Below are 13070 nucleotides of genomic sequence, written 5' to 3'. Positions count from 1 at the left end.
TCAATAAAAGAACCGCTCCTCGGCGATCTTGCCGTCGCGGATCGTGTAGAGGCCGACCTCGTCCATGGTGGTCCGCTCGCCGGATGCCTTGGGCGTGACGTCCATCTTGAAGCCGACCGCGAACTGGTCGCCGTTGACATAGGGGCCGGTCACTTCCACGCCGTGCACCTCGTGGTTGGCGGCCCACCATTCGCCCTTGCCGCGCACGCCGTCCTTGCCGGCGATCCGCGCCATGTCGCCGGGCATGGCCTCGTAGCTGACCACGTCGTCGGCCCAGTATTTCTCGCCGGCCTCGTCGAACTTGCCGGCCTTGCACAGGGCCACCAGATCGGTGGCGATGTCTTGGGTGCTCATGGGGGTGCTCCTGGGATGGGGGTTCGCGTCGGCGTGGAAGGTCAGCCCGTCGGCGACGATCCGCAAGGCCTTTTGTTCTTCAAATGTTCTATTTCATGCAGGTTGCTGACAGGACCTGTCAGCAGGGACGCGCGCTATGTTTCGAGGCTAGCATAACGAACATGACTCACCCCCCGTTCCCCGGCTTCGCGGCCACCGACCTTGCCTTCCTGACCGGCCTGGCCGCGCACAACGACCGCGACTGGTTCGCCGCCCACCGCGTCACCTATGACGACGGTCTCAAGCCCAGCCTGGCCGCGCTGATCCTGGCCTTGAACGACGCCTTCGCGGCGCGCGACCTGCCGCTGGCGGGCGATCCGAAGAAGAGCGTCTTCCGCATCCACCGCGACGTGCGGTTTTCCAAGGACAAGCGGCCCTACAAGAGCCACGTCTCGGCCACCCTGACCCGGGACGGCAAGAAGCTGTCGCCGGGGCTGGTCTATGTGCATATCGAGCCCGAGGGCGGTTCGCGGCCCGCCTTCGACCCCGAGACGATCGATCCGCTGGACCCTTCGACCCTGCCGTCGACGCGCGGCGAGGACGAGGGCTATTACGGCCACGGCCCGTTCGCGGCGGCCGGTTTCTACCTGACCGAACGCCCGCACATCGACGCCTTCCGCCGGGCGATCGCCGCCGACCCGGCGGCCTGGGCCAAGGTCGAGAAGGCGCTGACCAAGGCCGGCCTGCCGATCGAGCCGGGCGATCCGGTCAAGCGGATGCCCAAGGGCTTCGAGGACCACGCCGGCGGCCCGCTGGAGCCCGCGCTCAAGCGCACCCGCTGGCTGGTCCGCCGGCCCCTGACCGGCGCCGAGATCGCCGGCCCCGGCCTGCCCGCGATCATCGCCGACTTCGCGGCCGACAGCGGGCCTTTGCTGGCGTTCGGCTGGAAAGCGCTGGGGTAGGGGCGAAGCGTTCCTCGCGCTGCAAGGAACGCCTCGCCGAGCCTCAGCCCTGGATGACGCGGACCGAGCCGACGACCGGCTTGCTGCCGGCCGCGCCCTTTCCGACTGGCGTCAGGGTCACGATGGGCTCGCTCGTGAGGCCCCTGACCGCGTCGCCGATGTCGAAGCTGAAGAACTTGTCCGACGGCGCGTCGCCGGCCTGACCCATGTCGGCGTGATCGGCATGTTCGCTGGCCACCGCGTCGAAGAAGTTCAGGAAGCCGACGGTCACCGGCCGGGCCTTTTCGTTGGCCTGGATCTCGACGCGGAACAGCACCTCGGGCTGGATCTGGGCCTGAAGCGCCGAGATCACCAGGCGCGGGCGCGCGGCGCCGGCCGTTTGAAGCAGCTTCAGATTGGCCCTGGGCACGTTCTCCCTGGGCGCCGAGAGCTTGATCGCCACCGGACCCAGCGGATCGATCGGGAAGGGGCGCTCCGCCAGGGCGATATGGGGCAGCTGCGCCAGCTTGAAGACCCGGTTGAGGCAGACGCCGATCTTCGGCCCGGGCTCGAAGAGGTCGTAGGTGTATTTCAGCGGCGCCAGCGCCTTGAAGTCGCCGACCTTGGCGATGATCTTCTGGCCGTTGGCGTCGGGGAAGATGAAGGTCTTGCTCAGCCAGCCGGCGTCGCTGGGGTTGCAGCCGCCGTTCTTGTTCCAGCTGCCCCACATGCGGTCGATGTTGGAGTGGTGCATCCAGAAGATCGGGTCGTTGGCGGCCCAGGCGACCGAGCCCATGCCGACCCCGTTGCCGGTCTGGACGTGCACCGTGCCGTGCAGGTTGAAATCGATGCCCATGCAGAAGCCCTGGTCGCCGCTGGCGGGGCGGTAGCTCTTCTGCAGCAGGGACGAGGTGTTGAGCGGCGAGGGAACCACGCCCTGGTCGATCGGAGAGCCGGCGTTCGTCCAGCCGTTGCGATTGGGCCGGTAGAGCGTGCCCAGGGCCGGCGAACCCGGCTGCCGGAACGCCGCGGGCAGGGCCCGCTGGGCGGGCTGGGTATAGCGCCAGTAGGGCATGGCGAAGGTCGGGTCGTTCAAGGTCTTCTTGATGATCGACTCGATGAAGAACACGTACATCCGGTGCCAGGGCAGGAAGTAGTCCTCGACCGTGCCGGGGCCGTGCGCCTGGCAGGTGCTCCAGGAATCCTGGGCCAGCTGCCGTTGCGGGCTGGGCGCCGGATAGACGCGGGCGAGTTCGGCGGCCTTGGTGCGGTCGCCGCGCACGGCGTGGATGTACCACTGGAACATCCAGCCGCGTGGGTCGCTCTCGGGCAGGGCGGTCAGGATCTTGACCGCCTTGGCGTACTTCTGGAGGTCGGCCTGGCCGCCCGGTGTGGACAGGTCGCGGCGGATCGAGACCCCCTGCGCCCAGGCCTGGCCCCCGAACCATTGGGCGAAGGGAATGGCCGCGCCACCGGCGATCATCAGGCGCCTTGATACCGAACCCATCGCGTTTTCTCCCCGTTCACTGACGATACCGTCATGCGTGCCGGGAGAATTAATGCACTTAAAAGTAGCTTTACGCAATCAGCGCGCGAAAACCTCGATGCGGCCGATCCCGGCCCTGGCGTCGGGGTTGGGCGTTCCCACCGGCGAGATCACGACGACGACCCGCCCGGCCTTCGCCGCGCGAGCCAGGGGCTCGGTGGCCTCGAAACTGAATTCGGCCGGCCCTCCGGTGACGACGTTGTAGAAGTTGATGTGGCCGAGCGCCGGACCCGGATCGTCCTCCAGGCCGATGCGGTAGAGCACGCCCGGCTGCGCGGCGGCGGTGAGCTGGTCGAGCACCAGGCGCAACCGGCTTCCGGACGCGGCCTTGTCGCGCAGGGCGGGGCTGACCGGGAGTTCGAGGCGGACGGGGCCGGCGCCCAGCGCCACGGGGCCGCCGCGCGCCAACGCCGTCGGGGCGGCCGGCGCGGCCGCGCAGGCGGTGACGCCAATCATGCCGAGCAGCAGAAGGCGGACGTCCATGCCGGTCTCCAATCCGCGCCCCCAAAATCCGCTCCCCAAGGATCAGCATGAGCCTCGCGGGCTGTCCCGGCAAGCGTGGGCCCGCCGCCCGCGCTGAAGCTTCTCAATGGGCCGTTAAGGCTGTTGGCGCAGAGTTTTCGCACGTCCGTCAATATGGCGGGCGCCATCGGAGTTCGTCATGTCTTCGACCGTGACATCCAGTTTCCGCCGGTCCAACGACCATTTCGAGCCGCAGGACACCGATCCGCAGACCCAGCGCCGCCTGCGCGGCCACCTGGAGCAGATCGACTATACGGCGTTCGCCTCCAACAGCACGGTCATCGCCCAGGTGGTCGGCAAGAGCGACTCCGGCAAGTTCCAGCGCCTGGCGGTGGCCGCCGCCCTGGCCCGGTCCCGCTGGGTGGCCGAGGCCGTGGCCATGACCGAGACCGCCTCGGCCATCACCCCCGAACAGACCGCGCGGCTGGCCGCCCTGCGCGCCGCCTATGAGGAACTGGCCGAGGTCTACGAGGCTATGCGGCGCATGGTCGAGCGCGGCTACCTCACCTACAGCGTGCCGATGGTCACCGAAGGCGGGAACCTCGTCACGCGAGAGTGATCAAAAAATACACTCAGAAGTGTATTCGTCGCGCTAACCTCCCGCCGCTCATCCCGAGCCGGAGGCTTTTCCATGTCGGCCTATCCCATCGCCATCTACGGCAACGGCCTGTTCCAGGACGGCTATCCCAATCCCCCCGTGCCCTACGCCACCCAGGTCCAGCAGCTGAACGCGGGGATCACCACGGTGATCCTGTGGTCGATCCACATCCACGCCGGCGGCGACCTCTATCTGAACGACACCCTGTTCGTCAGCGGCGGCCAGATCCAGTACGCGACGGACAACAAGAGCGGCGTCAATCCCGACTTCCCGAAGTTGATCTCGGCCCTGATGACCGGCGGCAGCGTGCGCGACCTGCTGGTTTCGGTGGGCGCCTGGGGCACCACCAGCGACTTCACCGCCTGGCTGGCTTCGCGCGACCAGGTGAAGGCCAATCTGGCGATCCTGAAGTCGACCTTCGGCGTCACCGGCGTCGATTTCGACTATGAGGGCGACTACACCACCCAGGACCAGACGATGATCGTCACCCTGACCCAGGACGTCGGGTCGCTGGGCCTGTTCGCCACCTATTGTCCGTACACGGCGACCAGCTTCTGGACCAGTTGCCTGACGGACGTCTACCAGCAGGCCGGGACCCAGCTGGTGAAGTGGATGAACCTGCAATGCTACGCGGGCGGCGGCGGCAATTCGCCGACCGAGTGGGCGCAGGCGGTGCAGGACACCTCCGGGACCGGCGTGACCGACGCCTACGCCTTCATCGTGCCGGGCTACGGCGTACTGGGCGCCGACGGCGGCGACCCGGCCTCGCTGGAGCAGACCTTCGCGGGCCTGGCCGGAACCGGAATCACCGGCGGCTTCCTGTGGAACAGCGGCGGCATCTGGTCGACCGAGGCATCGGGCGGCCAGAGCGCGCCCCTGCCGTCCGACTACGCCGCGGCGATCAGCGCCGGCCTGGGCGTCGGGGCCTCGGCCAAGGCGGCGGTGGACGCCTGAACCTGGCGGGGCGTCCGCCCGGCGCGGGCGCCCTTGCTAGGCCGAGACCTTGTCGCCGCGATGCAGCGGGTCGGGCAGGGGATCGCCGGCCTTCACGAATTGCAGCGACACCGAATTGATGCAGTAGCGCAGCCGGGTCGGGGCCGGGCCGTCGGGGAACACGTGGCCCTGGTGGCTGTCGCAGCGGGTGCAGCGGCTCTCGATGCGCAGCATGCCGTAGGAGGTGTCGCGCACCTCCTTGACGTGGGCCTCGTCGAACGGGGCGTAGAAGCTGGGCCAGCCGGTGCCGCTCTCGAACTTGGTCCTGTGCTCGAACAGCGGCAGGCCGCATTCGCGGCAGCAATAGACGCCGGGGCTCTTCTCGCCCAGCAGGCCGCCGCAGAACGGGGCCTCGGTGCCGTGATGCAGCAGGACGCGGGCCTCCTCGGCCGTCAGGTCGGCCTCGAGGCGCAGGCGTTCGGGCTCGGTCGGCGGCGTGAGGTCGAAACCCGTGGCGGAAAAGGTGGCGGTGTCGGTCATGGGCTACAATCTAGGACCGGGAGGGCGCGACCGATAGGGGCCAGCCTCATGACAAGGTGCTGCCAGGTTTTGACGCGGCGGAGCGTAGAAGCACCCATCGCGTTCCCTTCCGAGTCGCTGAAAGGATTTCCCAATGACCGTCGCCGTCGCTTTCCTGCAACCGGGCTGGGCCGACTGGGAGGCCGGGCAGGTGCTGCCGGCCCTGCGCGAATATTATGGCGTCCAGGTCGAGATCGCCACGCCGGACGGCGAGCCGCAAACCTCGATCGGCGGCGTGCTGGCGGCGGCCGACTACAGGTTCTCCGACCCGGTGCTGGCCGACGCCGACGTGCTGCTGCTGATCGGCTCGGACGCCTGGGCCGACTATGAGGACTCGGCGCTGTTCAGCCTGCTGCGCCAGGCCCAGGCCGACGGCAAGATCATCGGCGCGATCTGCGCCGGCACGGTGGCGGCGGCCCGGGCCGGCCTGCTGACCGGCAAGGCCCATACCTCGAACGGCGCGGACTGGCTGGCCAAGACCGCCCCGGGCTATGCCGGGGCCGACGGCTATGTCGACACCGCCAAGGCGGTGACCGACGGCCGCCTGGTCACCGCCGCGGGCACGTCTCCGGTGACGTTCAGCGCCGCGATCTGCCGCCTGGTCGCCCCGGAAGCCGGCGCGGCGCACGACGAATACGTGGCAATGTTCGCCAAGGAGTTCGAAGGGTAGCCCACCCATGCACAAGGCCTGTCGTCCCGGACAAGGCCCGAAGGGCCGCCGATCCGGGACCGCCGGAAGCGCCTGCGTTCACGCCTCGGTCCCGGATCTTGGCGCCGCGCGCCAGCCCGCCGTCAGGCGGGCCGCTTGCGCGCCCCGAGGCCGGGATGACAGGCTTTTCAGATCATTCCGCAACGGCCGGGCTGCCGAGACCTACTTCACCGCCGCCGCGCCAGCTCGGGCGATCAGGCCGTCCTGGGCGCCGGAACCGCCCGAGGCCCCGATCGCGCCGGCGATCTTGCCGTCGATGATCAACAGCTCGCCGCCCTCGATGGCCAGGGCGCCGGTGAAGATGGCGTTCAGCGTGCCGCCCTTCACCGCCTCCTGGAAATAGGAGGTGGGCCGGCGGAAGTTGGCGCTGGTCTCGGCCTTGCGCCGGGCCACGTCGTTGGAACCGTACTGCGCCCCGTCCATCTTCTGGCTCATCACCAGGGCGCCGTTCGGTTCGACAACGGTGATCACCATCAGCCAGCCCTGCTTGCGAGCCTCGGCCTCGGCGGCCGCCACGACGGTCTTGGCCTCGGCCAGGGTCACGGCGCGGCCATAGGGCGGAGCATGCGGCGCGGCGGGCACGGCGGCGGCGGGCGCGGTCTGGGCGAGGGCGGGTCCGGCGACGAGGGCGGCGCCCCCCAGGGCGATCAGGGCGATCAGGGCGAGCGTGGCTTTACGGGACATCGGTGGGTTCCTTTGGATCAAGCGCTAAGGACAGGGGTTTGGGAGAGGACCGCCGCGCCGACGATCCGGTCGTCGAGGATCAAGGGTTCGCCGCCCTCGGTCGCCAGGGCGTTGCGAGAGGGCGATCGGCGGTCCGTGGGGTGCGTGGGGGGCGGAATCGCTCATCGCCGCGCCGCCGCGCCCGCGCCAGAAAACCGGTCGGAACCTTGTACCCTCACCCTGCGTCACTCCCTTCGGTTCTCTATGGAAACCGGTGTCATCAATATTGTCACGCTGCGGCGCCGTTGCAAACCTCTGATGGCCTGCTAGTCCGTGTCCAACGAGACACGAGAAGCGCGTAGGGGATGGCCTGATGTTCAAGAAGCTGCTGATCGCCAATCGGGGCGAGATCGCGGTGCGGGTGATCAAGACCTGCCGTCGCCTGGGCATCAAGACGGTCGTGGTCTATTCCGACGCCGACGCCGACAGCCTGGCCGTGGAGATGGCCGACGAGACGGTGCACATCGGTCTGGCCCCGGCCAACCAGTCCTACCTGGTGGCCGACAAGATCATCGCCGCCTGCAAGCAGACCGGCGCGGAAGCGGTGCATCCGGGCTTCGGTTTCCTGTCCGAGAAGGCCGAGTTCGCGCAAGCCTGCGCCGACGAGGGCATCGTGTTCATCGGCCCCAACCCGGGCGCCATCTCGGCGATGGGCGACAAGATCGAAAGCAAGAAGTTCGCCCAGAAGGCCGGCGTCTCCTGCGTGCCGGGCCATATCGGCGAGATCGACGACACCGCCCACGCCATCAAGATCTCCGAGGAGATCGGTTATCCGGTGATGATCAAGGCCAGCGCCGGCGGCGGCGGCAAGGGCATCCGGGTGGCCTGGAACCGCAAGGATGTCGAGGAAGGCTTCCCCGCCGTCCGCGCCGAGGCGGCCGGGGCGTTCGGCGACGACCGGATCTTCATCGAGAAGTTCATCGAGAGCCCGCGCCACATCGAGATCCAGGTGCTGGGCGACAAGCACGGCCACGTCGTCCACCTGTTCGAGCGCGAATGCTCGATCCAGCGCCGCAACCAGAAGGTCATCGAGGAGGCTCCGTCCCCGCTGCTCGACGCGGCCACCCGGGCGGCCATGGGCGCCCAGGCGGTGGCCCTGGCCCAGGCGGTGAACTACGACAGCGCCGGCACGGTCGAGTTCGTGGCCGGCCAGGACAAGAGCTTCTACTTCCTGGAGATGAACACCCGGCTGCAGGTCGAGCATCCGGTCACCGAGCTGATCACCGGCCTGGACCTGGTCGAGCAGATGATCCGCAGCGCCTGGGGCGAGAAACTGGCCTTCGAACAGAAGGACCTGAAGATCAACGGCTGGGCCATCGAGAGCCGCATCTACGCCGAGGACCCCTACCGCAAGTTCCTGCCCAGCATCGGCCGGCTGGTGCGCTACGCGCCCCCGGAGGAGGGCGAGCAACCCGCCGGCTACACCGTCCGCAACGACGCCGGGGTCCGCGAGGGCGACGAGATCTCGATGTACTACGACCCGATGATTTCCAAGCTCTGCACCTGGGCCCCGACCCGCCTGGCGGCGATCGACGGCATGGGCCGGGCGCTGGAGGACTTCCACATCGAGGGCCTGGGCCAGAACATCCCGTTCCTGGCCGCGGTGATGGACCAGGAGCGCTACCGCTCGGGCGTCATCTCGACCAACTATATCAAGGACGAGTTCGCCGACGGCTTCAAAGGCGTGGCGCCGACGTCCGAACAGATCGACGTCATGACCGCGGTCGGCGCGGCCATGCAGCGGGTCTACGCCGCCCGGGCCCGTTCGACCCAGGCGGGGCTCACCAATCCGGTGCGCACCGAATGGATCGTGGCGGTCGGCCACGCCAAGCGCCGGGTCAAGCTGTCGGGCGAGGCCGAGCATCTGAGCGTCGAACTGCCCGACGAGGGCCGTACGATCATCCTGGAGACGATCGACTGGCGACCGGGCAAGCCGGTGTTCAAGGGCAAGCTCGACGGCAAGGCCTTCACCGTCCAGGTGACGCCGGCCCCCGAGGGCTTCGTGATCCGCCACCGGGCCGCCAAGGCCCTGGTTTTGGTCCTGACCCCACGCTCGGCCGAACTACACGACAAGCTGCCCGAGAAGCAGGCCGCCGACACCTCGCGCCTGGTGCTGTCGCCGATGCCGGGCCTGGTGGTGTCGATGGACGTCGTCCTGGGCCAGCAGGTCCGCGAGGGCGAGGTGGTCTGCGTGCTCGAGGCCATGAAGATGCAGAACATCATCCGGGCCGAGCGCGACGGCGTGGTCAAGGCCGTCAACGCCAAGGGCGGCGATCCGGTGGCAGCGGACGAGGTGCTGGTGGAGTTCGCCTAGGCATGGTTGTGTGCGCCAAGGTTGAGTTTACAGAGACGATTCGATGGCGTTGATGGACAAGGTGTTCGGCTTCGAGGGGCGTCTTCGCCGGCGCGACTACTGGCTGATCAACATCGCCAGCAGTCTCGTCTGCTTGGCGATCAACCTGGTGGCCCTTGCGGTCTTCGGCACGGATGCGACCGCGACCGATGTGGTTCAGTACGCGCTCTACGTCCCGTCGCTCTGGGTCAGCATCTCGACCGCGCTCAAGCGCTGTCACGATCGCGACAAGGGCGGTGGCTGGGTGGCGTTCTTCTGGCTGGTGCCGATCGTCGGCTGGATCTGGGGCGCGGTCGAGCTGGGCTTCCTGGACGGGACCCAAGGCCCCAACAGCTACGGCAAGTCCCCCAAGGGCATCGGCGGCGACACCGACAGCAAGCTGGCCGAGGTCTTCGCCTAGGCCTTTCGCCGGAACGCGGCGAGGCCTAGGTTCGACGTATCGGAATCGCTGGAACCCGCCTGAATGAACGATCGCGGCGAATGGACGGATCTCTTCCTGTCGGCCTCCGGGCGGATCGCGCGCGGTCCATTCCTGATCGTCGCCGGGGTGTTGCTGGGCGTCGCCATTCTTTACGACGCCAGCCTGCCCGACGCCCTGCACTGGCTGACCGGTTGGCTGGTCTATCCGACCCTGGTGTTCTGCGGCGCCTGCGTGCTGTCCAAACGCCTGCACGACCGCGGGCGGTCGGGCTGGTGGGCGGCGCTGGTCCTGATGTCGCTGATCGCCGTCTGGCCGACGCCCAAGCACTTCCTGGACTTCCTGTTCGCCGCCGTCGTGGTCTGGGCGGTCATCGAACTGGGCGCCATGCCGGGCGAGCAGGGGGCCAACCGCTACGGACCCAACCCGCTGAAGCCGACGGTGGTGGTCTAAACCGGCGGAGCCGTGTCCTCGACCGGACCGAACACCCGCGTGAAGCTGGTCCGCAGGGCCGCGTCGGCCTCATCCATGGTCACCGGCAGGCCCAGGTCCACCAGGCTGGTGACGCCGTGCTCGGTCTGGCCGCAGGGCACGATGCCCGAGAAGTGCTCCAGGTCGGGTTCGACGTTCAGGCTGATCCCGTGGAAGCTGACCCACTTGCGCAGCTTGACCCCGAGGGCGGCGATCTTGTCGTCGCGCGACCAGCCGGGGCCCTTGCGCTCGACCCAGACCCCGACCCGGCCATCGCGCATCTCGCCCGTCACGTTGAAGGCGGCCAGGGCGTCGATGATCCAGCCCTCCAGCGCCGCCACGAAGGCTCGCACGTCGCGACCGCGCTGGGTCAGGTCCAGCATGACATAGGCCACCCGCTGGCCCGGCCCGTGATAGGTGAACTGGCCGCCGCGCCCGCTCTCGAACACCGGGAAGCGGTCGGGGGCGATCAGATCGGCGGGCTTGGACGAGATCCCGGCGGTATAGAGCGGCGGATGCTCCAGCAGCCACACCAGTTCGCCCGCCGCGCCCTCGGCGATGGCGGCGGCGCGGGCCTCCATGGCGGCAACGGCTGCCGGGTAGGGCACGTACCCGGTCGAAACCGCCCAGCCGGCAGGGGCGCCGTCCGGGCGACCCAGCAGCGGAAGGGCCTTATTTTCAAGGCTTAACGGGCGATCAAGCATGCGGCCTTAGTCTTGCAATGGGCATCGCGCGACCGACCATGGTCGCGTGCGCCTTCCAGGGACTTACTTCGTGAGCCAGGTCAACGCCGTCAATGTCGAGATCTCCGTTCTTCTGGGGCGCTCGATCCTGCCGATGCAGCAACTGCTGCGTATGGGCCGCGGCGCGGTGATCCCGCTGGACGCCAAGACCAATGACGAGGTCTGGATCCTGGCCAACAACCACCCGATCGCCCGCGGCGAAATCCAGATCAGCGACGACCGCATCGCCATCCAGGTGACCCGCGCCGCCGACGTCTACGATTACATGGCCGGCGGGGTCTAAGGACCTCCGCGGCGTCGGAACGACGCTTTGTTCGCCATGAGCGAACTCCGCTCTTCCCAAAGCAGACTCAGTTTGCTACCTGCCGCGCCTCACCACGAGCGGTCGTGGCGGAATTGGTAGACGCGCAGCGTTGAGGTCGCTGTGGGGCAACCCGTGGAAGTTCGAGTCTTCTCGACCGCACCAGGTGAGACAACGGCATAGAGCGTGCCTGGCGAAATCGGTTTCCGACTCGTCAGGCGCGCTCTAACCATTTCAGGGGAAGGGTTTGACCCTTCGCAGCTTCAGGTCACGCGCAGGACGCACGTCTTAAGAGTTCAGGAGGTCCCAATGTCCCGGGAAACAGCCGACCTGACCGACGCCGCGCGCCATAACCTGCTGATCCCCGAACCCGAGACGGTCGAGGATCTCGAAGACCTCGCCCTTGGCGACGACTACGCCCTCAATCCCGAATATGTCGCGATGGTGATCGACGCGGCCGACCGCGGCGACACCGCGCGCCTGCGTGAGCTGGTCCATGCGCTGGACCCCGCCGACGTCGCCGACCTGATGGGCTTCCTGTCGGCCGGCTACCGCGAAGAGGTGATCCCGGTCCTCGACCCCGAATGGCTGGGCGAGATCATCGCCGAGCTGGACGACAACCTGCGCGAGGAGGTGCTGGAGGCCACGCCTTCGCACACCCTGGCCAAGGCGCTGGAGGAACTGGACTCCGACGACGCCGCCGACGTCATCGACGACCTGGACGAGGGCAAGCGCGCCCAGGTCCTGGCCGCCATGGACGAGGGCGACCGCGCGGCGATCGAGACCTCGCTGTCCTACGAGGACGAGACGGCCGGCCGCCTGATGCAGCGCGAGTTCCTGGCCGCGCCGCAGTTCTGGACCGTGGGCCAGACCATCGACCACGTGCGCGAGTCCGGCGACCACCTGCCGGAGCTGTTCTTCGACGTCTATGTGGTCGATCCCAGCTTCACCCCGGTCGGCGCCCTGCCGATCAGCCTGCTGCTGACCAGCAAGCTGGAGACCCCCCTGGCCGAGATCATGGAGGCGGTGACCGAGATCACCGTCGACATGGACCAGGAAGAGGTCGCCTACATCTTCGACAAGTACCACCTGATCAGCGCCCCGGTCGTCGAGGCCGGCGGGCGGCTGGTGGGCCAGATCACCGTCGACGACATCGTCGGGGTCATCCGCGAAGAGGCCGAGGAAGACATCCTGGCCCTGGCCGGGGTCAGCGACGCCGGCCGTGACGCCACGGTCGTCGACATCGTCCGCGCCCGCCTGCCGTGGTTGCTGCTGAACCTGGTCACCGCCACCATTGCCGTCAGCGGCGTGGCGGTGTTCCAGGACGAGATCGCCAAGCTGGTGGCCCTGGCCATCCTGATGCCGATCGTCTCGTCCCTGGGCGGCAACGCCGGCACCCAGACCCTGGCCGTGGCCGTGCGCGCCCTGGCCAGCAAGGAGCTGACCACGGCCAACGCTCGCCGGATCATCCTGCGCGAGCTGTCGGTGGGCATCGTCAACGGCTGCACCCTGGCCCTGGTGATGGGCGGCGCGACCTATCTGTTCTTCGGCCCGGCCGACCATCACGGCAAGCTGGCGATCATCGTCGGCCTGGCCCTGATCACCAACATCTTCACCGCCGCGGTGGGCGGCATCCTGGCCCCCCTGGCCCTGGCCAAGATGGGACGTGACCCGGCGGTGTCGTCGTCGATCTTCGTGACCTTCCTGACCGACTTCACCGGCTTCTTCGCGGTGCTGCTGATCGCGGCGCTGTTGTTGCACTAGCCGCGCTGCGTCCTTCGAGGCCCTCCGATGGAGGGCGCCTCAGGATGAGGACTTCAGCAATAGTGCTCCTCATCCTGAGGTGCGCGCCGAAGGCGAGCCTCGAAGGACGCAGGGCGCGACGTCCGAGCCGACAAGC

Annotated in this window: 15 protein-coding genes and 1 tRNA gene; 10 read left to right on the top strand and 6 right to left on the bottom strand. The window is 68.2% G+C overall.

The features are described 5' to 3' along the window. On the bottom strand, window positions 1-354 hold the full coding sequence (locus tag ASD79_RS16445) for a nuclear transport factor 2 family protein (RefSeq protein WP_056724078.1): 354 nt from the start codon (window positions 352-354) through the stop codon (window positions 1-3). Window positions 355-515: 161 nt separating this feature from the next. Between ASD79_RS16445 and ASD79_RS16440 the strand changes: the two genes are divergently transcribed. Next, the gene (locus ASD79_RS16440) at window positions 516-1295 is read left to right on the top strand and encodes a DUF2461 domain-containing protein (RefSeq protein WP_056723519.1); all 780 of its coding nucleotides are present in this window, start codon (window positions 516-518) and stop codon (window positions 1293-1295) included. A gap of 43 nt (window positions 1296-1338) precedes the next feature. Here the strand turns inward: ASD79_RS16440 and ASD79_RS16435 are convergent, their stop codons facing one another. Together ASD79_RS16435 and ASD79_RS16430 are read right to left on the bottom strand one after the other, a co-directional pair. Further along, the gene (locus ASD79_RS16435) at window positions 1339-2781 is read right to left on the bottom strand and encodes a tyrosinase family protein (protein WP_082584989.1); all 1443 of its coding nucleotides are present in this window, start codon (window positions 2779-2781) and stop codon (window positions 1339-1341) included. 78 nt (window positions 2782-2859) lie between these two features. Then, a complete protein-coding gene (locus ASD79_RS16430) occupies window positions 2860-3303 on the bottom strand; it encodes a hypothetical protein (protein ID WP_056723515.1) in 444 nt (147 codons plus the stop codon). A 178-nt stretch (window positions 3304-3481) separates the two neighbouring features. On the opposite strand from ASD79_RS16430, the gene ASD79_RS16425 reads away from it, so the two are divergent. Next, complete coding sequence (locus ASD79_RS16425; protein WP_056723513.1) at window positions 3482-3901, top strand: hypothetical protein; 420 nt, start codon at window positions 3482-3484, stop codon at window positions 3899-3901. Window positions 3902-3973: 72 nt separating this feature from the next. Then, window positions 3974-4894: a hypothetical protein gene (locus ASD79_RS16420; protein ID WP_056723511.1), complete on the top strand. Its 921-nt coding sequence runs from the start codon at window positions 3974-3976 to the stop codon at window positions 4892-4894. A 36-nt stretch (window positions 4895-4930) separates the two neighbouring features. Here ASD79_RS16420 and msrB read toward each other — a convergent pair whose 3' ends face one another. After that, window positions 4931-5413, bottom strand: coding sequence for a peptide-methionine (R)-S-oxide reductase MsrB (gene msrB / locus ASD79_RS16415; protein ID WP_056723509.1), 483 nt, complete (start codon window positions 5411-5413; stop codon window positions 4931-4933). 133 nt (window positions 5414-5546) lie between these two features. Here msrB and ASD79_RS16410 point away from each other — a divergent pair, with 133 nt between their 5' ends. Then, window positions 5547-6122, top strand: a complete 576-nt coding sequence (locus tag ASD79_RS16410; RefSeq protein ID WP_056723507.1) for a DJ-1/PfpI family protein — start codon at window positions 5547-5549, stop codon at window positions 6120-6122. 201 nt (window positions 6123-6323) lie between these two features. Here the strand turns inward: ASD79_RS16410 and ASD79_RS16405 are convergent, their stop codons facing one another. After that, window positions 6324-6845 (bottom strand): heme-binding protein, encoded by a 522-nt coding sequence (locus ASD79_RS16405; protein WP_056723505.1) that lies wholly within the window; start codon window positions 6843-6845, stop codon window positions 6324-6326. Between the two features lie 352 nt (window positions 6846-7197). Between ASD79_RS16405 and ASD79_RS16400 the strand changes: the two genes are divergently transcribed. From ASD79_RS16400 to ASD79_RS16390, 3 genes are all read left to right on the top strand, one after another. After that, window positions 7198-9198, top strand: a complete 2001-nt coding sequence (locus ASD79_RS16400) for an acetyl/propionyl/methylcrotonyl-CoA carboxylase subunit alpha (RefSeq protein ID WP_056723504.1) — start codon at window positions 7198-7200, stop codon at window positions 9196-9198. A gap of 43 nt (window positions 9199-9241) precedes the next feature. Further along, a complete protein-coding gene (locus ASD79_RS16395; RefSeq protein WP_056723502.1) occupies window positions 9242-9637 on the top strand; it encodes a DUF805 domain-containing protein in 396 nt (131 codons plus the stop codon). Window positions 9638-9700: 63 nt separating this feature from the next. Further along, window positions 9701-10108 (top strand): DUF805 domain-containing protein, encoded by a 408-nt coding sequence (locus tag ASD79_RS16390; protein ID WP_056723499.1) that lies wholly within the window; start codon window positions 9701-9703, stop codon window positions 10106-10108. Here the strand turns inward: ASD79_RS16390 and lipB are convergent. After that, window positions 10105-10830 (bottom strand): lipoyl(octanoyl) transferase LipB, encoded by a 726-nt coding sequence (gene lipB / locus ASD79_RS16385; protein WP_056723497.1) that lies wholly within the window; start codon window positions 10828-10830, stop codon window positions 10105-10107. The genes ASD79_RS16390 and lipB overlap by 4 nt on opposite strands. Before the next feature lie 46 nt (window positions 10831-10876). Between lipB and ASD79_RS16380 the strand changes: the two genes are divergently transcribed. The 3 genes from ASD79_RS16380 to mgtE all read left to right on the top strand — a co-directional run bounded on the left by ASD79_RS16380 (window position 10877) and on the right by mgtE (window position 12934). Then, window positions 10877-11152 (top strand): FliM/FliN family flagellar motor switch protein, encoded by a 276-nt coding sequence (locus ASD79_RS16380; protein WP_085954875.1) that lies wholly within the window; start codon window positions 10877-10879, stop codon window positions 11150-11152. Between the two features lie 98 nt (window positions 11153-11250). After that, window positions 11251-11335 (top strand) — tRNA-Leu (locus ASD79_RS16375). A 144-nt stretch (window positions 11336-11479) separates the two neighbouring features. Beyond that, complete coding sequence (gene mgtE / locus ASD79_RS16370; RefSeq protein ID WP_056723495.1) at window positions 11480-12934, top strand: magnesium transporter; 1455 nt, start codon at window positions 11480-11482, stop codon at window positions 12932-12934. The last annotated feature ends 136 nt before the right edge of the window (window positions 12935-13070 follow it).

The organism is Caulobacter sp. Root655 (assembly GCF_001427665.1).
In the GTDB taxonomy this organism is placed as follows: Bacteria; Pseudomonadota; Alphaproteobacteria; order Caulobacterales; family Caulobacteraceae; genus Caulobacter.
This window is presented reverse-complemented; position numbering and strand designations above follow the sequence as displayed.